General features: G+C 44.3%; 13 protein-coding genes. 10 read left to right on the top strand and 3 right to left on the bottom strand.

Annotation, left to right across the window (positions count from 1 at the left end; all coding sequences use genetic code 11):
* Positions 1 to 81: 81 nt before the first annotated feature.
* The gene (locus IW644_RS15475) at positions 82 to 1116 is read right to left on the bottom strand and encodes a serine/threonine dehydratase (protein WP_269918349.1); all 1035 of its coding nucleotides are present in this window, start codon (positions 1114 to 1116) and stop codon (positions 82 to 84) included.
* Between the two features lie 196 nt (positions 1117 to 1312).
* On the opposite strand from IW644_RS15475, the gene IW644_RS15480 reads away from it, so the two are divergent.
* Positions 1313 to 4291: a putative bifunctional diguanylate cyclase/phosphodiesterase gene (locus IW644_RS15480; protein ID WP_269918350.1), complete on the top strand. Its 2979-nt coding sequence runs from the start codon at positions 1313 to 1315 to the stop codon at positions 4289 to 4291.
* Positions 4292 to 4302: 11 nt separating this feature from the next.
* Positions 4303 to 4677, top strand: coding sequence for a PH domain-containing protein (locus tag IW644_RS15485; protein ID WP_118492099.1), 375 nt, complete (start codon positions 4303 to 4305; stop codon positions 4675 to 4677).
* 150 nt (positions 4678 to 4827) lie between these two features.
* Here IW644_RS15485 and IW644_RS15490 read toward each other — a convergent pair whose 3' ends face one another.
* The gene (locus tag IW644_RS15490; RefSeq protein ID WP_269918351.1) at positions 4828 to 6684 is read right to left on the bottom strand and encodes a S8 family serine peptidase; all 1857 of its coding nucleotides are present in this window, start codon (positions 6682 to 6684) and stop codon (positions 4828 to 4830) included.
* A gap of 207 nt (positions 6685 to 6891) precedes the next feature.
* The gene (locus IW644_RS15495; RefSeq protein WP_269918352.1) at positions 6892 to 9102 is read right to left on the bottom strand and encodes a S9 family peptidase; all 2211 of its coding nucleotides are present in this window, start codon (positions 9100 to 9102) and stop codon (positions 6892 to 6894) included.
* Between the two features lie 70 nt (positions 9103 to 9172).
* Here IW644_RS15495 and IW644_RS15500 point away from each other — a divergent pair, with 70 nt between their 5' ends.
* From IW644_RS15500 to IW644_RS15535, 8 genes are all read left to right on the top strand, one after another.
* Complete coding sequence (locus IW644_RS15500; RefSeq protein WP_269918353.1) at positions 9173 to 9796, top strand: NAD(P)H-binding protein; 624 nt, start codon at positions 9173 to 9175, stop codon at positions 9794 to 9796.
* Between the two features lie 154 nt (positions 9797 to 9950).
* Positions 9951 to 10877 (top strand): tRNA1(Val) (adenine(37)-N6)-methyltransferase, encoded by a 927-nt coding sequence (locus tag IW644_RS15505; RefSeq protein WP_269918354.1) that lies wholly within the window; start codon positions 9951 to 9953, stop codon positions 10875 to 10877.
* Positions 10878 to 10890: 13 nt separating this feature from the next.
* Positions 10891 to 11379: a YgjV family protein gene (locus IW644_RS15510; RefSeq protein ID WP_179984612.1), complete on the top strand. Its 489-nt coding sequence runs from the start codon at positions 10891 to 10893 to the stop codon at positions 11377 to 11379.
* A 304-nt stretch (positions 11380 to 11683) separates the two neighbouring features.
* Positions 11684 to 12256, top strand: coding sequence for a hypothetical protein (locus tag IW644_RS15515; RefSeq protein WP_179984611.1), 573 nt, complete (start codon positions 11684 to 11686; stop codon positions 12254 to 12256).
* Positions 12234 to 14459, top strand: coding sequence for a UDP-forming cellulose synthase catalytic subunit (gene bcsA / locus IW644_RS15520; protein WP_269918355.1), 2226 nt, complete (start codon positions 12234 to 12236; stop codon positions 14457 to 14459). Before IW644_RS15515 ends, bcsA begins: the two co-directional genes overlap by 23 nt.
* A complete protein-coding gene (locus IW644_RS15525; protein ID WP_269918356.1) occupies positions 14456 to 16732 on the top strand; it encodes a cellulose biosynthesis cyclic di-GMP-binding regulatory protein BcsB in 2277 nt (758 codons plus the stop codon). Before bcsA ends, IW644_RS15525 begins: the two co-directional genes overlap by 4 nt.
* Positions 16726 to 17832 carry a glycosyl hydrolase family 8 gene (locus tag IW644_RS15530; protein WP_269918357.1) on the top strand — a complete coding sequence of 369 codons (1107 nt, stop codon included), beginning with the start codon at positions 16726 to 16728 and terminating at the stop codon, positions 17830 to 17832. Before IW644_RS15525 ends, IW644_RS15530 begins: the two co-directional genes overlap by 7 nt.
* Positions 17829 to 20294 (top strand): cellulose synthase subunit BcsC-related outer membrane protein, encoded by a 2466-nt coding sequence (locus IW644_RS15535; RefSeq protein WP_269918358.1) that lies wholly within the window; start codon positions 17829 to 17831, stop codon positions 20292 to 20294. Before IW644_RS15530 ends, IW644_RS15535 begins: the two co-directional genes overlap by 4 nt.
* The last annotated feature ends 14 nt before the right edge of the window (positions 20295 to 20308 follow it).

Consider the following 20308-nt stretch of genomic DNA (forward strand, 5'->3'; position numbering starts at 1 on the left):
TCGCATAGGTAGTTTTTAAAGCGAAAACAGCGAAATATCGCTTTGCTAGGTTTGGACCTAAGTCTGAGATCTAGCCTAAGTCTAAGCGTCTTTATACTCGTCCAATTCGTCAGCGTCTTCAAAGTCGAGGATAGGCGGCTGCAATAAAAAGTCTCTTTCCCAAATTTTGGCCATATTCGCTTGGCTAATGTTGCCCCCGCTTAATATTACCAATGCAGTTTGTCCTTTCGGCGTGTTCGCCGCCCAGGCTGCAACAGCAGCCATCGTCATAGCACATGTTGGCTCTATATGAAGCTTTAATAAATGGTGTAACCATTGCGTCCAGTAAGCAATTTGTAGCTCGTCCACTTCATAAAAGTCGTCAAGCTCTTGCAGTATAGGAAAGGTAACATCGCCCACTGAAGGTGTGGCTGCGCCATCGGCTAGGGTATTAGGCGTGTGCTGCAAAGAAACAATCTCGCCCGCTTGTAGCGACATGGATGCGTCGTTTGCTTCGGCAGGTTCTGCGCCGATAACCAGAGCATTGGGCTGCAATTCACGGGTTGCCAGTAAGGAACCAGATAGCAGACCGCCACCGCCGCACGGCGCAAAAACGGCGTTCACATCACCTATTTCATTTAACGCTTCTAATGCCACTGTGCCTTGCCCCGCCACAATATCCTGGTGATTGAACGGCGGTATCCACACGGTATCTGGTGCTTTTGATGCTTGCTCAACCGCCGCGTCGGCCTCTGGTCGAGTAGGATATAACTTTAATTCTGCACCATAACTTTGCGTTGCCGCAGCTTTAATGGGCGATATAGTTTCACTTGCAAAAATCGTGGCGCTACAACCGAAATGTGCTGCTGCATAAGCAACAGCTTGAGCGTGATTTCCAGAGCTATTGGCAACCACATGTTTTGGTAAGCGGCCTTCTTCTTTCAAACGTGCTAAAAAATTCATTGCGCCTCGAATTTTGAATGCACCAATGGTCTGTAAGCATTCTGCTTTAAACAAAATGCGGTTGCCCATCCATTCATTTAACAGCGAAGATTCAACAATGGGCGTTTTTTTAATATCGCTCTTAATGCGCGCGTAAGCGTGTTTTATATCGTCGAAACTGGGGGAAGTGCTCATTTAATACCGCTCTTTTAATAATGTGTTTTTAACACGCTAAGGTTTACGTACCTTCATGTATTAAATATAAAAAACTATACAGTGCCAGATACGCTTCGATTACGCTAGAGCCTATTCCAGATCGTGTATAAGGCAATTCATATTTATTTCATAATTGTACTTTAGTCTACCTCAGCACGTTTCCAGAGGTAGGCACATGTTAAACAAACTTAATCATCGTATTTATGCCTTACCTACAGTTTTATTTATCTTCCTAGCGCTACTCTTTGTATCTGCGGGTGTGTTTATTCAAAACGACGAACGCACTGCGCGTATTTCAAAGGCCCAGTCGGTAGCCGAGCAGGTTAAAATAAGCCTAGAGGTTTTCTCTAGCGAACGCATTCAAGCACTGCATAACCTTATGCAAAACTGGCCTACCTTTGAACCTAACCAAGTTGATTGGTTTAATGCGCAAGCCCTCTCTCTAATGGGCATGCAGAAGGGGTTTTCCTCATTAGTATTTATCGATGCTAACGGTGAAATAGCCTGGGTGACGACTCCCTCCACGGGTATTAAAACCCGCATAGACAACAGCCTGATCGGCAAGCCAATGGAAGCACTAGGCTTAAATATATCTCGGTTTTCAGAGGGCTTACAAAGTACGCTTTTGTATTCAGACACCGCTGAGCATCACTTTATCGTTGTAGGCAGAGCTATCAGCCCCCAAGAGCCAAAACATGGGTTTCTCGTAGCGGGCTTTGATGTACAAACTATTTTAGGCGTGATGTTAGGCGAACTAGTGGGCCCGCAGTTTAACTTTCAGCTTCAGGGTGACAGCGAAATATTGTTTCAAAGCGGTGAGCTATTGAACGATGGCTCCATCGTAAGGCTTGAGCCATTCACCTTCTTAGAGCGAGAGCTTTTTCTCAGCATGCAATCTCAACTTAGCCCTTATAACGCGGGTTTGTTGATAATAATGATTGGGCTATTGATGTCAGCACTGGTGAGTTTCGTTCTGCACAAACAGCTTAAGGGTGCAGTTCACCTATCTGTAAGCCATCAGCGCTATTTAACGGCCAGCGAAGCTTCACTTGACGCTTTACTTATTTATCAGCCTACAGATGATGACTTTTCGCTCGTGGAAGCAAACTCATACAGCCGATATTTATTCCGTGGTGCCTGTGACGCATTGCGTTTTATGAGTTTGGCAGAACAAACCCGTTACTTAGGTATGCAAGATCAATTTGAAAGCGTAAAGAATGTGGCTGCTAATGGCGTGCCTTACGAGGCTCGTATCGCGGTAGGCAGCGATAAAATAATGCCTGAATGGATTAAAATACAAGCGGTAAAAGCAGGCGAAAATATAGCAATTACGATTAGAGACGTTACCGAGCGTTTCCGCGCACAGCGTGACCTAAAGGAAAGTGAAGAAAAATACCGCCGTTTGGTTGATGGTATGCATCGCCACTTTGTGTACACCAAAACTGTTGACCATAACTTTGTTTATGTAAGCGCGGGAATTGAAAAGATTCTTGGCTTTACGTCGGAAGACTTTTGCGCAAATGAATCTCGCTATGTACGTCAAGTGCCAGACGAGTTGTTTAATATACAACAAACTATAGCCCATGGTGAAAAGCCCGAACCTTATGTTGTGTGGTATCAAGGCCGAACAGGTGAGCCGTTAGCTATCGAGTTCTCTGACACGCCAATAAACGATGAACAAGGTCTATTAGTTGCCGTTGAAGGCATAGCTAGGGACGTTACCAAAGAGTTGGCTTTACAGGAAGAAGTATATTTTCAAGCTAACCACGACCAGCTTACAGGGTTATTCAACCGCTACGCGTTTGATGAAAAATTAAGAGAGATTCTTGAAGACACCCAAAAACAAACCAAGCCAAAAGGCGGTGAGAAATGTTTAACTTCCGCTGGTTTTGAAAAAGTGGCCAATATAGAAATTCCTCGTGCTTACTGCCAACAAAGCGTGATGTGTTTTATCGACATGGACCGATTCAAACTGGTAAACGATAGCTGTGGTCATCCGGCTGGTGATAAGCTGCTAAAAGAAATTTCTACTATTTTTAGACAATACGTCAATGGGCAAGACTTACTTGCTCGCATAGGTGGCGACGAGTTCTGCATCATATTTCGCAACCAGAGCCTAGACGAGGTGACAAAGCGTCTCGATAAACTCTTGTTGGCTATTTCAAACTACCGTTTTGTTTATGACGACAAGTTGTTCTTTGTAGGCGCAAGCATTGGGGTAATAGAAATTAACGAAACCACGCAAAGCGCTGAGGCGCTAATTAAAGCTGCTGACAATGCGTGTTACAAAGCCAAACACTTGGGCCGAAACCGTTATTTTGTGTTTCATGATACAGATTCACAAATGGCTATTGATGATAGTGAAAACCATGTGTTGCATGCGTTACATCACGCTTTGCAAAACGACGGCTTTGAGTTGTACAGCCAAGCAATAATGCCGCTCAATGTATCCAATGAAGAGATGGCCGACCACTTACAGCACTATGAGATTCTACTTCGGCTTAACGGGCAACAGGGCGGGCTTATTAGCCCTGGTCTATTTATTCCGCTAGCTGAGCGACACGGCTTAATGAACAAGGTGGATATGTGGGTAGTGGATAACACCCTAAAAACTCTCGAAAGTAACCCCTTTCATATTGATAACGTGGGTAAGGTCGCTATCAACTTATCTGGTATTACGCTAGGTGATGAAATGGCGCTGCACAACATTGCCAAGCGTATGCAAAGTACTTCGGTACCTGCTGAGAAAATTTGTTTTGAGATTACAGAAACAACAGCGGTAACTAATTTGAGTGCCGCTAAACATTTTATTTCAACATTGCGCGATTTAGGTTGTAGCTTTGCTTTAGATGATTTCGGCGCAGGTATGTCATCATTTACCTACCTCAAAAATCTTGATGTTGATTACGTTAAGATTGACGGCTCCTTTGTGCGAAATATCGTTCACGATCCTATCGATCATGCTACAGTAACAGCGATAAATAATATTGCGCACAGTATGGGTAAACAGACCGTAGCCGAGTTCGTGGTCGATAACGCGACTGCTGAGGTACTACGAGAGCTTAAAGTAGACTTCGGTCAGGGCTTCGCTTTAGATAAACCCAAACCGCTGGCGCATAGAGTTCAATGGCGAGTTAAACTTGCCTCTGCCTAAAAGGAAATGTCATGGGTTTATTTGATACCATCATGGGTAATGCAAGCGAGACGAGCGCTTCAGACGTACAAGAAGAGCTTACGCCTATACTTGCAGCTAACGAGACCGTTACCTCTGCGTTTAAGCTAGTACGCGATTTAAGCGTATTTACTAACAAGCGCCTAATCCTTATTGATAAACAAGGTCTTACCGGGCGCAAAGTGAATTATCACTCTATCCCTTACAAATCTATTACGCAGTTTATCGTTGAGACAGCAGGGCATTTTGATACTGACGCCGAGCTTAAAATTTGGTTGTCGGGTAAAGCCGACCCCGTTGAAATTGAACTAAGTGCATCGTCTGCTCAAGCGGTACAGCAAAACTTAGCAACCCAGATGTTTAGCTAGGCGCAATTGCAAACCTAGTTTACGGTTAATAAAAAGAAAACGGGCAGTGTGAACTGCCCGTTTTTTTAGTTTCTCTCTTTATTATTCAATTGCGACAATCTTTTTGCTAATCATTGCAATTTCATGCCAGAAACATAAACCGCTAAAGCCTTAGAAAGCCACGCTAACACTTGCTGAACAGGTAGTAGTGCCGGCCTCACACACTTGGTAACTGTAACTACCGCCGCCTTTAATGTTAAGGGCATCAGTATAAGCGCCATCGTTCGCCGTGGTAGCAATCACGTTGCCGTCGCGATATACATCAACATTTGACGACGTAGCGTCAGCCCAAGAAAGATCCACTCTTTGTGTGCCTTTTACCTTATAGCCATTAGCAGTTAAGGTCAGGTCACCCGTACCTCCCGTGTCACCGCCACCTGTATCACCGCCGCCAGTATCGCCACCGCCAGCACAACCATTTTGAGTAAGGTACGTGTTCATATCAGCCGCTTGGGCGATACCATAACCAAAGAAGTCGTCTTTGCCCGCGGCACCCGCGTCCATCGCAGTTGCTTTAAGTGCACTTCGAATTTCTTCACCTGTACAAGTTGGGTGATTTGACCATACCAGTGCTGCAATACCTGCTACGGCTGGTGTTGCCATTGATGTACCACTCATGTAGCCGTAGTCACTTGCGCCAATTGAGATATCAATGGTAGATGCTGCCACTAATGTGCTTCTATCTTCGAATGCTGCGCCTACAGCAGGGATAGATGTATTGTTTATATCACCTAGTGTGCCGTAAAGCATGCCTGGTTCGTTATTTACAATAACAGCACCCACACCACCTGATAATTCACAGTTGTTAACTTTGTCGTAGAAGGACACGCTACCACGGTCGATAACACAAACTTTGCCTGCTGCGCCGGTATCTACTGCGTCGCCTAGACCTAGGAAGTAGGTTGCAGCTGATGCCGTACCGGTATTTTCCATCGCTGATGAAGCAAAGCCGACACCGTCAGCACTCATTGAAGAAAGTGAAGCTCCATCTGCTGGATAGGTAGATAGAGTATCTACACCACCTGCGGTGACTTCTACACAGATGGTCTCGTCGGTAGTAACGCGTTTACCGCGACCTGTGGTGCACGACGGATACTGAGAGAAATCAGCAATGTTATTATCGGCGTCGTTTGCACCAATCATCATAACAGACGAGTATCCAGCCGGATAAGAACGCACGCTATTACCATCATTACCTGCTGCAGCCACAGCCAGACCGCCTGCCGCAACGAAGTCTTTAAACGCATTTTCTTCTGTAGAGTTTGCACCGCCGCCACCAAGGCTCATGTTGATAATATTGGCACCAGCTTGAGAACAAAGCTGTGCAGCTTGAGCTAAATCTGATGAATAGCCCCAGCCAGAAGCGTTAAATACTTTGATGATGTGCATATCAACACCAGGCGCCATGCCTACTACGCCAAAGCCGTTATCAGCAGCACCAATGGTGCCTGCAACGTGTGTTCCGTGAGGGCCGCCATTTTCAAACCAGTTACCTGTGCCAACATCGTTGTCACCGGTAATCGCGGACCAATTAAAGTCGGCATTCGATGAATCTAGTCCAGAGTCGATAACACACACTTTCATGCCTGCGTTGCTATCAAATACAACTTGGTCAGCTTGTGATTGATAAACTGCATAAGGCGTCAACTGGGTTTGTGTTGGGTCGCCCGCATCGTCGTTAAACAATGCCATAGGTACGCGCTTTTGGTCAGCTTCAACCAATTTTACGTGTGGATTGTTGAGTAAGCCTTTAACGTCGTCTAGTGACTTACCGTTGAAGGTTGCAGCAATAAAGCCGTCGGCATCAACATGTATTTCTGCGCCTGATTGTTTTGCGATTGCTTTAACAATGCCTTTAGCGTTGTTGTCTACTTGAATAATATAACGGTCGTTGTCTGCAAGAGCGCCGAAGCTTGAAAGTGCCAAACCAGCTGCGATTAAAGAAGGGGTAAATTTATTATTTTTCATAGGTACCACTCTATTTCACCTGTTGTTCATTCCCACCTTATTGACTGTTTTTGTGTGGCGGGTAAGCAAAATGCTCACTTTTGAACCTACACTATGAAAAAAAATTTAACAAACCTTGTAGCAAAAAATTATTATAAAGTTTAATAACCAAAAAAAAGGGTATAAAAATAAGTTGTTTTTATACCCTTATATTTCATCTACTTATTGCTACTTAATCGTTCTATTGAAAAAGTTAGTTATCGTTTGATATAAATGAATGCCCGTTTGCTTACCACGGATGCTGTGCTTCTTGCCAGGGTAATCCATAGTTTCAAACGGAATCGCCAAGTCTTGAAGGTGCTTGTAGAGCATCGTTGAATGGGTAAACAACACGTTGTCATCTGCCATGCCGTGGTAAATTAAAAGGTCGCCTTTTAAATCTTTCGCGTAAGGGAATACTGAAGACGCAGTGTATGCATCGTCATCCGTATTTGGGTTGCCCATATAGCGTTCAGTGTAGTGGGTATCGTATAGACGCCAGTCAGTGACCGGCGCGCCCGATACACCCGCTGCGAAGTAGTCACCTGCTTTGAACATGGTCATTAGCGTCATGTAGCCGCCGTAGCTGTGACCGTGCACGCCAATGCGCTCGGCATCAACATAGGGAAGGGTACGCAAGAACTCTACGCCAGCAACCTGATCGTCTACTTCAATGAAGCCCATTTTCTTATAAATAGGATCTTCAAACGCTTTTCCGCGATAGTTAGAACCACGGTTATCTAATGTGAATACTACATAACCTTGATCAACCCAGTGTTGGAACAGCAAGCCACGGTTACCCGCCCAGCTGTTTGTTACAACTTGTGCGTGCGGACCGCCGTAAAGGTATACAATAACCGGATGTTTTTGCTCAGGGTTTTGCTTAGCGCTGTCAGGCGTGTAGATGCGATACTTAAGCGTTGCGCCATCCTTAGTAGTAATGTCACCAAACTCAGGTGCTGTCCAGCTGTCCATATAAGCGTGTAGCGGGTGGCCTTCTTCAACCTTGTTCTCTTCAAGCCAAGTAATTCGCTCGCCGTTTGCACTGTTTAAGCTTACCTGTGCAGGGGAATTGATAGTTGAGAAACGGTCAATGAAAATTGAAGCATCTTTGCTAAACGCAGCACTATGATAGGCGCCTAACTCAGTTACGCGTGAGATATCACCGCCATCTAAAGGTACGCTGTAAACATGACTTTCGAGTGGTGTGTCTTTGCGACCAGAGAAATACAAGCGGTTGTTTGCGGTATCAATAGCTTCAACGCTATCAACTACCCAATCACCTTTGGTTAATTGCTTAACCATTTCGCCGCTGTTGTTAAATAGGTAAAGGTGTTTAAAACCGTCGCGCTCAGATGCCCAGATGAATTGGCCTTTTTCTTTTAGGAAGTAAAGGTCGTCATGCAAGTTTACCCAGGTATCGCTTTTTTCTGTAAGCAATACGTTTTCTTTTTTATTGCTAAGGTCGAACGCGCGAAGCTCTAAGGTTTGTTGATCCCGCGTTTGCCACTGGTAGGTAAAGGTGGTGTTGTTTGGCATCCACTTACCGCGAGCAAAATAAATGTCTTTATCTTCACCTAAATCAACCCAGGTGCGATCCCCAGAATTAATGTCTTGGATAGCAAGTTCAACCAATACATTTGGTGCACCTGCTTTAGGATACTTTTGCTTGATAAGCTTGATGTCGTCAGCATAAATTTCAGAACGAGTAATCACGTCTACTGGGCTTTCATCAACCTTGGTAAAAGCGATTTTACTTTCATCTGGCGACCACCAGTATCCAGTCATGCGGCCCATTTCTTCTTGGGCTACAAACTCGGCCATTCCAAATTTCAAGTTGCCACCGCCTTCTTTGGTAATTGCTGTCTCTTTTCCTGACTCTATGTGTTTAACATAAAGGTTCTGGTCGCGAATAAACGAAATATAGTTGCCTTTTGGTGATAATTTAATATCAGTTTCAAATGCTTCAGTATCAAGAAGCTGTTTTGCGCCTTTTTCGCCTAACTTGTGATAGAAAACGTCTCCGCCCAGCGGGAATAACAATGCTTTACCATCGTCTGACCATTGGTAGCTAACAATGCCGCTACCAGATAGGCGCATGCGCTCACGTCGCGCTTTTTCTTCATCAGAAAGGACTTCTTCGCCACTTTGAAGGTCGTTTGAGTCGAACAGCATGCGAGTTTGACCGCTTTCAATATGGTATTCCCATAAATCTAGGCGCTCGTAGTCAGTTTGCTTACCTTTTAAGAAGGTAACACGTTGGCCGTCGGGGGATACTTTCAATGAACGTGGCGCATTGCCATCAAGTGAAGGAGAAGAGAAAATGCGCTCAATAGTGAGCGTTTCAGCGTTTAAAGCAGTAGAGAGCATAGCGGCTCCAATTAAAAGGGCTTTTTTCATTTTTATCTGCATATTTGACTGTCGAAGGTTTGATTGTAGTTATATCAATTTATGATACAAGGTGCGACGTATGAAATCCGCAATGGTGCTAGGAGCGACAGGTTTAGTAGGACGAACGCTTGTAAATATGCTGTTACAGGACAGACGGTACAATGAAGTAACCTGCTTAGTCAGAAAACCGCTTTCTTCTAGCATGTTTAACGACCCCTACAACAGGTTAAAACCTGTAGTTATCGACTTTGACAACCTGCAAGACTACCAAGGTTACTTCAGTGTAAACCATGTTTATTGCTGCCTGGGTACCACGCTTAAAAAGGCGGGGTCTAAACAAGCCTTTCGCCGTGCGGATTTTGAGTATGTTCACGTTGCCGCTCAGCTTACCCGAGCTCAAAGGGCAGATAGTTTTGTGTGGATATCTTCAGTTGGCGCTGATGCTAAAAGCAGTAACTTTTATTTACGGGTGAAAGGCGAGCTAGAAAACGCCATTATGCGTATGCCGCAATTACCCCATGCCTCAGCAGTTCGACCTTCATTGCTACTGGGTGAGCGAGATGAATCACGAACGCTAGAAGATATTGCGCAGAAGACCGCACCTATTTGGCAAAGCATAATGAAAGGGCCGTTAAAGAAATATCGCCCCGTTCATGCCGTGGATGTGGCCAGAAACATGATGTCGCTGCAGCGCTGGCAATAGGCACAGCTAATAAGCGCTAGCAGTATATGTCACCAGCTTAACGTGAAGCGCAATCCAACTTGGTATAGAATGCGCGCCTTCTTAACGCACTAGGTAATATGACTTCCGAATGTTCCGCTGTAAACAATTCACCGTAGCGCAGGACAAGTGCGCCATGAAAGTGAATACCGACAGTCTAATTTTAGGAAGTTGGGCTAACCTTCGTGCAGACATTAGCCACGCCCCGCGTATTTTAGATATTGGTACGGGCAGTGGCATTTTAGCCCTAATGATGGCGCAAAAAGCCGAAGGCTTTTATCCATTAAGCGGCGGTGATCTTGAGCTAGATAGCCATGGCGCAGACAGTTCAAGTGCGGGCAGCACTGAGAAAGACGGTCTAGTGAAAAAAGGTGCAGAGAAAGAAAGCACAAGCAGCTTTGTTTCATCAGGGAAAAGCCTGTTAAGTCATAACAATGATGCACCTCGAGTCGAGGCTATCAAAATTGATGCCATCGAAATTGATAAGGATGCAGCTGCGCAGGCAGCAGTTAACTTCAAAAATTCAAAGTGGGCAGGGCAGCTACATATTCACAACTGCGATGTGGCGGGGTTTGAACCAGCCTATTTGTATGACACTATCATTTCCAACCCGCCGTATTTCGAATCGCCAGCGAAACTTTCAAATGCATACAACAAGCAAAACTATAATCGTTCGGTAGCAAGGCAAACATTTACGTTAAGCCCCAACGAGCTTTTTAACGCTAGCAGTGCATTATTGATAGAAAGTGGACAAATGTACTGCGTTTACCCTGCGTCGATGGAAGCTGACATTATCAAAACCGCCGCTAGTCATGGCTTATTGTTGGAAGCGATGCTTTATGTAAAGCATACATCGGATAAAGACCCATACCTTTGTGCATTTCGCTTTAACAAAGTAATGAAGAATGCTGACGGCGGACATGCAGATTGCACTGCGTATGCAGACCATCAGCTTTTTACCACAAAGGTTGCGAATGAAAATGCGCTGGTTATTAGAGACCGCGAGGGTAATTACACAAATGAATACAAAGCCCTTTGTCAGCCTTTTTACCTTAAATTTTAATGAGCTTATATAAATGAACATAGTTGCAGAAGGTTTTGGCGCGATAGCCGTTGTTTTAAACTTTATTGGGTATCGCCAAACCAATGTCGACAAATATTTGCTTATTTCAGCGTTTGCTTTAAGTGCATTAAGTGCCCACTTTTTCATGTTAGACGCAATGGCTGCTGGCATCGGTACACTACTCGCAAGCGTGCGTAACTTTATTGCTATTAAACACAGAAGCAATGCTATTTTGGCTTTCTTCGTTGCAGTGAATCTTGGCTTCCTCGCCTATGAATGGTTTGTGTTAGAACACAGCTGGATAATTTTTATAGCCTATGCGTCGTCACTTATTTTTACCGTAGGTTCACTGGTTATTCGAAACACACATACCATTAGAAAAGTGTTTCTAGCAGCTGAAACATTAGGGCTGCTATACGCCTTATCTGTAGGCAGTATTTTCGGTACTGTTTTCAATATCAGTAATTTGATCAGTATATTAAGTAAGCTTAGAAAGCCTTAATACTATTCTCACCGCACCTGTCTAATCAATTAGTCTAACTTAGCCTTCTTTCAGCTTAAAATTTGAGCTGTTTTAGGCCGTGAAAACGTCTCGCAACACTTCTCCAAATGGTCCGTTTTTTGGCGTCAGAGTATACGTCAGCCCACGTTTTTAAAGGCTTATACCAAAGTTTAATGAGCTAAAGTCCAATTTTCTTTTGCGTATGTAAGCGTATCATTATTAATCAGTAAGTATGGTTTCAGCAATTTTTCCTCCGGATGTGCAGAAGTAGACTTGTGGTGTAGTAGTCAGGAGAGCGTGCGCAGTGAAATTAGTCGATAACAACCAACAAATTGATCAAACTGATCTGCTTGAGCAGTCTTTTCAAAGCGCTATCGATAGCGGTACTGCGGTAAATGTGTTTGAACGAGCACAACATTTCAGAAATACAGCGCCAGCTGGCAACAAGCCACGCTTGGTAGAAGTAAGCACCAGTCTTGAAACCGAGAACCTTTGGAAAAAGCGTCTTAAGATGCTATTAGATGCGGAAAATAATCTTATAAAAGTTATACGTTTACGTAAAATTACTGCTATATTTACGGTCCTGAGTATCGCTATGTTTTTATTTTCCCTTTACGTGGCTCCTTCGATGTCTCCAGCAGTTTTCTACAGTTTAATTGCTGTTGCAGCTTTCGGTTTGGCGACCTACCCGGCATGGTTCTTAGTTTCGAAAAGTAATAAAAAACGCAGAGACCATATCTCTAGCTTGTTTTACAAAAGTAACCACGAAGTTGAAATAGTCGACGGAACCATGAAGTTAATAAACAGAGCGAACTATGCAAGTGTAACTCAAATACACATATTGGATCGCAAACTTGGATTATTCGCAAGCTCATAGACATCACTATACCTCCAAGCTAATTTTGCTGCTTTTGGTAGCCTCTTGTTTATTAGGAGGCTTGCTTTTAGCGCCAATGGACGCTCTTGGCCAACTATTGGCCTCTATTACTATCCTAATCTTCATCTCGCTTTGTAGTAAAGAAGCGCTCCATACTCAGAAATACCAACATTTATTCCGTATCTTTGCCCTCGTTTTAGCAATAGCACTTAGCGTACGATATTTGTTATGGCGGGGTATTTATACACTCACCTATTCAGATATTTTATCGATGATTGCAGTATGGCTACTGTTCGCAGCAGAAATATATGCTGGTATCACTTCGGTATTGGGCGCTATCGTTAATGCTTTCCCGTTGAGTAGGCCATTGCTCTCACTAGATGGTATGGATAAGGCTACGCTACCAAGCGTAGACGTTATGATTCCGAGTTATAACGAAGATGAAGACATATTAGAGGTCACAATTCGTGCCGCACAAATGTTGGACTACCCAAAAGATAAGCTTCATATTCATCTGCTTGACGACGGTGGTACAGATCAGAAAATCAACGCGGATAACCCTATCTCGGCAGCGTCAGCAAGACAGCGTCGACAAGACTTACAGTCACTTTGTTCGCGCTTAGGTATTACCTATCACACTCGGGCGAAAAATGAGTTTGCTAAGGCGGGCAACGTTAATAGTGCAATACAAAATACAACGGGAGATTTGATTGTAATCCTCGATGCTGATCACGTGCCTACTTCTGATTTTCTCGACAGAACTGTCCCTTGGATGCTTAAGAACGAAAAAGTGTTCTTGGTGCAAACGCCTCACTTTATGGCGAACCCAGACCCAGTAGAGCGCAATTACTTTTCAGCGTTTACGCGCATGCCTTCAGAGAACGACATGTTCTATGGCACTATCCAAAAAGGGCTAGATTATTGGGGCAGTTCGTTTTTTTGTGGGTCAGCCGCATTAATGCGTCGAAAGCATTTGGACTTAGTTGGCGGTATTTCTGGTGACTCTATTACCGAAGATGCCGAAACCGCGCTAGACCTGCATAAAATGGGCTATGAGTCTGTGTATGTTGACAGACCTATGGTAAGCGGGCTTGCTCCTGAAACCTTCGATGCGTTTATTCAACAGCGTATGCGTTGGGCGCAGGGAATGACGCAAATCTTACTACTTAAAAAACCTTTTAAAGCGGAAGGTCTGAAGTGGTACCAGCGGGTGGGCTACATGAGTTCAATCATGTTTTGGCTGTTTCCTTTCGCCCGCATTATCTTTTTATTCATGCCTTTAGCATATCTTGTGTTCGGGCTTCAGGTTTACCATGCCTCTATACTAGAGATATTCGCATTTACATTACCCCACGTAGTTGCAACCTATATGATCTCAACAATGCTCTTTGGGCGAACGCGATGGCCCTTGGTATCCGAGCTTTACGAAATATTGCAATGCGCATTTACATTAAACGCACTGGTGAAAGTTTTCTTAAAGCCTCGAGCGCCATCTTTTGTCGTTACGCCAAAAGGAGAAAGCTTAGAGAAAACCTTTGTATCGCCGCTTTCCAATGTTTTTTACTGGGGAATACTTCTTATTACCTTCGCGCTAGGGTGCGGAGTTTATAAATTAATAACTGAACCACTAACCCGCGAGCTTACGGTAGTCGTATTGCTTTGGAATGTCTTTAATTTAATTTTGTTGCTGTCAGTGTTGAGTGTTCTACTAGAGCGAAAACAGGTACGCAGCCAAGCTAGGTTGCCAGCCACCAACAGTGTAGTGATTAAAACTAAAAGTGATGAAGCTTGGGTGGGTGATTTAGTCGACCTTTCATTAGGTGGAGCAAGGTTGCGATTGAAAGGTGAAGGGGCATTCGTTCCGGAAAAGGCAACACTTTCGTCATGGAGCCATGCTTTAAATAAGAATGTACATATCGCTATAGTTGTACTGAACTACGATAGCAAATCTAAAATACTAAGAGTGCGTTTTGTTCCCGAAACGGACGAACAAGAAAACGAAGTCATCGCCTTCACTCTTTGTGACAGCTTGCGTTGGTTATCGTTTCAACGTCGTAGAACCAGGCCTATCTCTTACTGGTTTGGAGCTAAACACGTATTAAAAGTTGGATTAAAGCCAGCTTTATTGCATATGCTTGTATTAATAGGCAAATTAGCCGATAGATTAGGTCTGTTACCTAAGTCGGTAAAGGACAAACAATGATTAAAAAATACTTTATGTTCATGTTGTGTTTGTGCGTATCATTCAGCCTCGCGGCCCAAACCGATACTTACAGGCTAACAGAGTTTTTCGGCGGCGACGAAACCCTGCGCCTTCAAGGCAAAGCCGCAACGCTAGATATACCTATACCTCTTAGTTCAGTTACAAAAGTAGACAGTGCTCGACTGCGGTTAGAAGTATTGAGCTCCCAAGCGTTGATCAAGAAACGCTCTCAACTTTATGTTAGGTTCAACAACGCGACTATCGGTCAGGTGGCTTTTGACCCTCAAAGGCCGTCTTTAGTATCTGAGATAGAAATACCCAAGTCTCTTTGGCGAGAAGGCTTTAATTCACTGACGTTAGCCGTAAGCCAGCACTATGCCGAACAGTGCGTAGATGGCAGCGCACCGGAACTATGGAGTGAAATCAATGCCTATACGTCAACGTTACAATTAGAAACATCAATTGATAACAAACCTTTTAAATTAGAAGGTTTAAGCGGTTTCTTTAATCCAGGTATTGGCGGACAGCGAGACGTACAGCTTTACACAGCCCGTGAAATCGAAAGCGAGCTAAAGCAACAAACTCTGCCCTTAGTGGCACAAGCTTTAGCGCTTAGAAATCAATACCAACCATTAATTGTAGAGCACGATACCTTCGATGACGGTTATGTGTTGCCCCAACTAAAAGAGACTGAGAATACCTATTGGGGTGAGGAAAACGTAGCGCGTTATGAACGCACTGCTTGGTATTTGGAACGAAAAGAAAAGCAGCCCGTTCACGTATTGATTGGCACCGTAGATGCCTTATCTCCCGTTTTGTCTGATGAAGTAATAAACGAAATTGGCGGCGCATTTTTGAAAACCCAGCGAACGCCAGCATTTGTTAAAGATGGTGAAGTAATTGTACCGGCGAGCTATCGGCTTATCGTTAGTGGTACTACACCAATTGAAGTGCTTGAAGCTGCAAAAGCACTGGCGGTAATGGATGACGCTATCAATCCAGTCTCTCAAGTCACCATACTATCCCAAACTCAGATGAAGGCAGACACGCTTCAACGCAATTTTGTGCTGGCTCCTGATAATCATTACACGCTGCAGGATTTAGGCGTGCCTACATCGCAATTTAGAGATGAAGGCACCTTCAACAAACGAGTATCGTTTAGATTACCTGCTGACTTTTACGTACCAGAGAATGCCAGTGTTAACTTGTTCTTAGATTTTGGGTATGGCGCAGGTTTCGGGCCTGGCTCAGTAATGAATGTGAGCGTGAATGATGAATTAGTCCACGGCCTAGCGCTTAATAATGACAACGGCCAGTCGTTTAGAGATTATCAACTTAGGGTGCCAGCGCGATTTTTTAAAGGAGGCATCAACAATGTCGACTTTGATTTAAGTTTACGCGCGCCACTTGCAGGAGTGCCCTGTGATGATGTTTCAGGTAAGCATTTAGTCTTTCAGCTGGCAGATTCTTCTGCTATCGAGTTTCCAGATGCAGGAAATGTTGCCGTGCAGCCGAATTTGGCGTTATTGTCTGAAACTGCCTACCCGTTTGCACGATTTAAGTCGGCACCTGTTTCCACAATTGTCATTCCATCAGATAGCTACCTAGGTACCGCGCTAACGCTAACGGCTAAACTTGCACAAGTTGCACAAATTCCTTTATTAAACCTGCAGATAAGAGAAGAAAATATCGTTTCTACCGATGGCTCAGCTATTGTTTTAGGCACGCCTGAAACCCTCTCGCAAATTGAGCAAAGCGAATTTAGCACTGCGATAGAGGCGACTAAACGTTGGTCTTATCGATTGCAAAATAATTTGTACAACCGCATACGTACACTTACAGACGACATGTCTTTCAAAGCAATGCGTGTAGATGGGCATACAGTACAAGAAAGTGATTTAGGTGAGCAGGCAGTATTGACCGCCCAAGAGCATCCTACTTCATCTCAAACGGATACCATGTTCATTATTGCAGCACAAAGTCCTGAACTGCTTCAGGCGAGAGTTGCCGACCTGGTTAGTTTGTCAATGTGGGGGCAAATGGCTGGCGACTTCTTTGCTTGGAAAAATGCTCTATCACCATCATTGGTCATGCAAGTTAGCGATAAATATGAGGTAGGGGCAGGTGATGATAATTGGCTGTATTTGCGACTATGGCTTTCTAACAACCCCTGGTATTGGCTCATAGGTTTCGTTGCTATTGTGTTTGTGGTCAGCCTGTTTATATATTTACTATTGAAACGCAGAAACAAACAAGTACAAGACTCATGGTAAATATACACAGCCTTATCAGAGCAATATTTTTATTGGGTATCACGCTTTTGTTAATGTCGTGCTCTACTGAAGAAGATAGCGAATTTAAGTCTCAGTACATTGCGTATAAAGCGCTGTTTATTGATGGTGGGCGGGTAGTCGACACCGGAAATGATGAGGTATCACATAGCGAGGGGCAGGGGTACGGTATGCTCTTCGCCGTTGCCGCAAACGATAAAGATACCTTTGACGCACTGTGGCATTGGACTAAAAGCACGTTAATGCGTGACGACAGTTTGTTTAGTTGGCGTTATCGCCCTTGTGTTGATAATTCAGCTTCTTGTATTGATGACCCTAATAACGCCTCTGATGGCGAAATTCTTATCGCATGGGCGTTACTGCGTGCGCATGAACAGTGGGGTGTAAGCACGTATCTGGAAGACGCTAAAGCAATTGTGGGTGCTGTCGAACAGAAGTTGTTGATAACTAACACCAACAGCGTTGTATTATTACCAGGTGAGTACGGATTTACGTCCGAACAAGCAGGCAAGGACAGTTTGCAGTTAAATTTGTCTTACTGGATTTTTCCCGCTATCACTGATTTGGCGGGAATATCCGCTACGCCCGAACGCTGGGAAAGCCTCTATAAGTCGGGCTTAGCTTTGCTGTCTAAAATGCAATTCTCTTCTTATAAGTTGCCAAGTGACTGGGTGCGTTTTACGCCTAACAATACGGACTCAGACAATAAGGATATTGGCACAGTAAGCCTAGATAACGTGATATCGCCTGAATTCGGATTTAATGCGATCCGCATCCCACTGCAGCTTTCATGGTCACCGCAATTTCGAAAAAACACTCAGTTAGCCGAAGAGTTACTAGCGCCATATTATGCATGGTGGGCTGTTACACCTACGCCAGCTACCGTAAACTTGTTAAATGAAAAGACCGCTGAGTACGAGATGTCTGAAGGTATGAAGTCGGTTCAGATTGCAGTAAACAGCCTTATGAGATCAGAAGCGCAAGAAAAGCCTGAGTGGCCCTCAATCGACCGTAACATGGATTATTACTCTGCAAGTCTAACGCTGCTTTCCATGTTAGCGGTTTTGGATAACGCATCGTGAAAGAAAGATTTACACGCACGTCACTTTGTCTAGCCATCGGCGCATTACTCACATCGTTTGGGCCGACGCAGGCGTACGGCCAAACTAAAACAACCTACAAAGAAAAAGATCTAGGCATACTGCCGGTACAACAAGAACAACCTGATTTAACCGGGCTTTGGTATCACATTAACGAACGACAGATTAAGCTAGCGAACGAAGAATTTACGCGTTTAAAGGCTCGTTACCCCCAGTGGAAGGTGCCGGAAGAAGTCGAAGCTGAGCTTAATAGAATTAATGGCCGAGTTAAAGGCACTATTAAGACTGTAGTTTCAGTGCCGAGAGTAGATAAGTCAGGTAAACCTGAGGCTGATTCTAGGCCCAATGATTCGCTCGAAACGTCTCAAAAACAGGTGGCCAAACCTGCCTCAGAAGCGCTTCCATTAGAAAGGTTTGCGCAATTAACGCCTAAAGCTAGAGCGACAACGCCAAAGCAAAAAATAGAAAGGCTTATTGCGTTAAGCAATCAGTTAAAGCGCACTGACTTTTACTTGCTCATGGGGTGGACTGCTATAGACAAAGGCATGTTAGAGGTTGCTAACCAACAGTTTACCGCAGCCTTGCAGTTGGCTGATCAAGATATTGATAAACAATCAGCGCAGCAAGGTTTAAACAGTGTGAGGGGAATTAAACTCCAGCAGGCATTGTCGCTTCGAGATACGACATCCTTGGCACAGTTATTCAAATCTGACACCAGTGGCTACACGAAAGAAGTGCTACAAGGTGCGGCGTGGCAACAATACGATTTAAAAAATTATGACTTTGCCGAAGCGCTGTTTAGTTTAGTCGAAGATAACGAAGGCAGATATCTGGCACTTAGCGCACAAAGCAGTGATCTTGCCAAGCAAAACGCTTTCGATTTGGCGTGCAGTATTGATACTGAGGTATTCATTAAACGCTGTGCAGATGGCTTGGCTAGTCGACAGGCCCAGTTTTACGATACAAGGCGTTACAAAGAAAGTATACAAGCTGGCGAAGCCCTTGAACGCTTGCGGCCTTTAAGCATAGAGGAACGTGCGTTAATTGGCTGGGCTGCAAAAGAAATACAAGACATATCCACCGCAACGTCGGCGTTCGAGCAAGTGCTATCGAAAACGCCAACCAATACGGTTATTGCGAATGAATTGGTTTCATTGAATCAAAGTAATGACGCTACATTAAATCGCTTGGCCTTAAAATACGGCGCAGTAAAAAGCATTTTGCAAGCGCGTAATACGCGAAACGCGTGGCCTAGAAAACAATTTTGGTTAGCTTATCAAAACGACGATTCACAAGCGGCTACCGCACAAACTAAAGATGGCTTAAGTGCAGTTTACGGTATGAATACCCGCAGTCGAAGTGGTGGCGAGGGGCTTGGTAACTTTGATGTACTGTCACAATACATCGGTATTGGCAGCGGTTATAAAAACTGGCTTTGGCAAGTTTCATTAGACTATAAGCAGTTCTACAGTGGTTCTCCTCAAGTTGGTGATTGGTTCGGAGACAGGCAATTAGATACTGAATCTTTGGGCATAAGCGGTTTTGAAGACACAGGTGTTCGCGCTGAAGCCTACTATCAAGCGCCAGACTTTAATTTTTACGCGAATTTGGAATATGGCATGTTCGATCAACCTGTTGGCGCAAAAGTCACTGGGCAAATATCAGCAGCTAAGTTTCTATCTCGCACAACAGTTGCAGCTACTCTCTTTAGAAAAGAAAAAGAAGACAGTCTATTAAGTCAGACCGGAACGCTCTATGCCAACCGTGATCAAACATGGGGCTATGTGATAGAAAGTGGTGTTCGTGGATTAGTTGCCCATTCCATAGCCGACAATATGTCGGTTGCGGGAACTGCGCAGATAAGCCGATTAGAAGGCGAACTCGTTGCTGATAACAGCGCGTTATCACTTCGTGGTGACGTGAGTTACGACATAGCTGATAAGGTATCTTCTCGCCTTGATTATTGGCGTTTAGGACCGTTCTTAAGCTATACAAGCTATGACAAAAACTTAAGTGGTTTTACAGTAGGCAACGGGGGCTACTTTAGCCCGAGTCAGTTTGTCAGTATCGGCGGCTATTCTGAATTGCTAACCCTAGAGGCACTCAACTGGCAGGTTAAGCTGCGCAGTTCACTTGCGCTCTCTCGTGTTAAACAAGACGATGATCTGCGCTTTCCGATTGGACAAGAGTACTCTAGTGTAGAAGAAGGTGTTTCTCTTGGAGAAAGCACAGACACAGGTTTAAGCGGCAATTTTATGGCTGAAGGTCAATATCGTATCGACCACAACTGGATTGTGGCTGGCTATATTGGAAAAGCGTTTGCGGTCGAATATCAAGCGTTTGAAGCGGGTATTCAAATAAGATGGCGAGAAGGGAAAGGTACTGGTGTAACAAGTGATGAGCTTTTGCTGTCTTCACCAAGATTAAGCGGCTTTGCTTTGTAAAGCCGCTTTCATCA

This window comes from Alteromonas sp. PRIM-21 (assembly GCF_027563165.1).
Classification (GTDB): Bacteria; Pseudomonadota; Gammaproteobacteria; order Enterobacterales; family Alteromonadaceae; genus Alteromonas; species Alteromonas macleodii_A.

Bases quoted from the DNA above. Each gene is read 5' to 3' on its own strand.
- IW644_RS15500 (WP_269918353.1), top strand. From the start codon at position 9,173: ATGAAATCCGCAATGGTGCTAGGAGCGACAGGTTTAGTAGGACGAACG.
- IW644_RS15495 (WP_269918352.1), bottom strand. From the start codon at position 9,102: ATGAAAAAAGCCCTTTTAATTGGAGCCGCTATGCTCTCTACTGCTTTA.
- IW644_RS15475 (WP_269918349.1), bottom strand. From the start codon at position 1,116: ATGAGCACTTCCCCCAGTTTCGACGATATAAAACACGCTTACGCGCGC.
- IW644_RS15505 (WP_269918354.1), top strand. From the start codon at position 9,951: ATGAAAGTGAATACCGACAGTCTAATTTTAGGAAGTTGGGCTAACCTT.
- IW644_RS15525 (WP_269918356.1), top strand. From the start codon at position 14,456: ATGATTAAAAAATACTTTATGTTCATGTTGTGTTTGTGCGTATCATTC.
- IW644_RS15480 (WP_269918350.1), top strand. From the start codon at position 1,313: ATGTTAAACAAACTTAATCATCGTATTTATGCCTTACCTACAGTTTTA.
- IW644_RS15485 (WP_118492099.1), top strand. From the start codon at position 4,303: ATGGGTTTATTTGATACCATCATGGGTAATGCAAGCGAGACGAGCGCT.
- IW644_RS15510 (WP_179984612.1), top strand. From the start codon at position 10,891: ATGAACATAGTTGCAGAAGGTTTTGGCGCGATAGCCGTTGTTTTAAAC.
- IW644_RS15490 (WP_269918351.1), bottom strand. From the start codon at position 6,684: ATGAAAAATAATAAATTTACCCCTTCTTTAATCGCAGCTGGTTTGGCA.
- IW644_RS15530 (WP_269918357.1), top strand. From the start codon at position 16,726: ATGGTAAATATACACAGCCTTATCAGAGCAATATTTTTATTGGGTATC.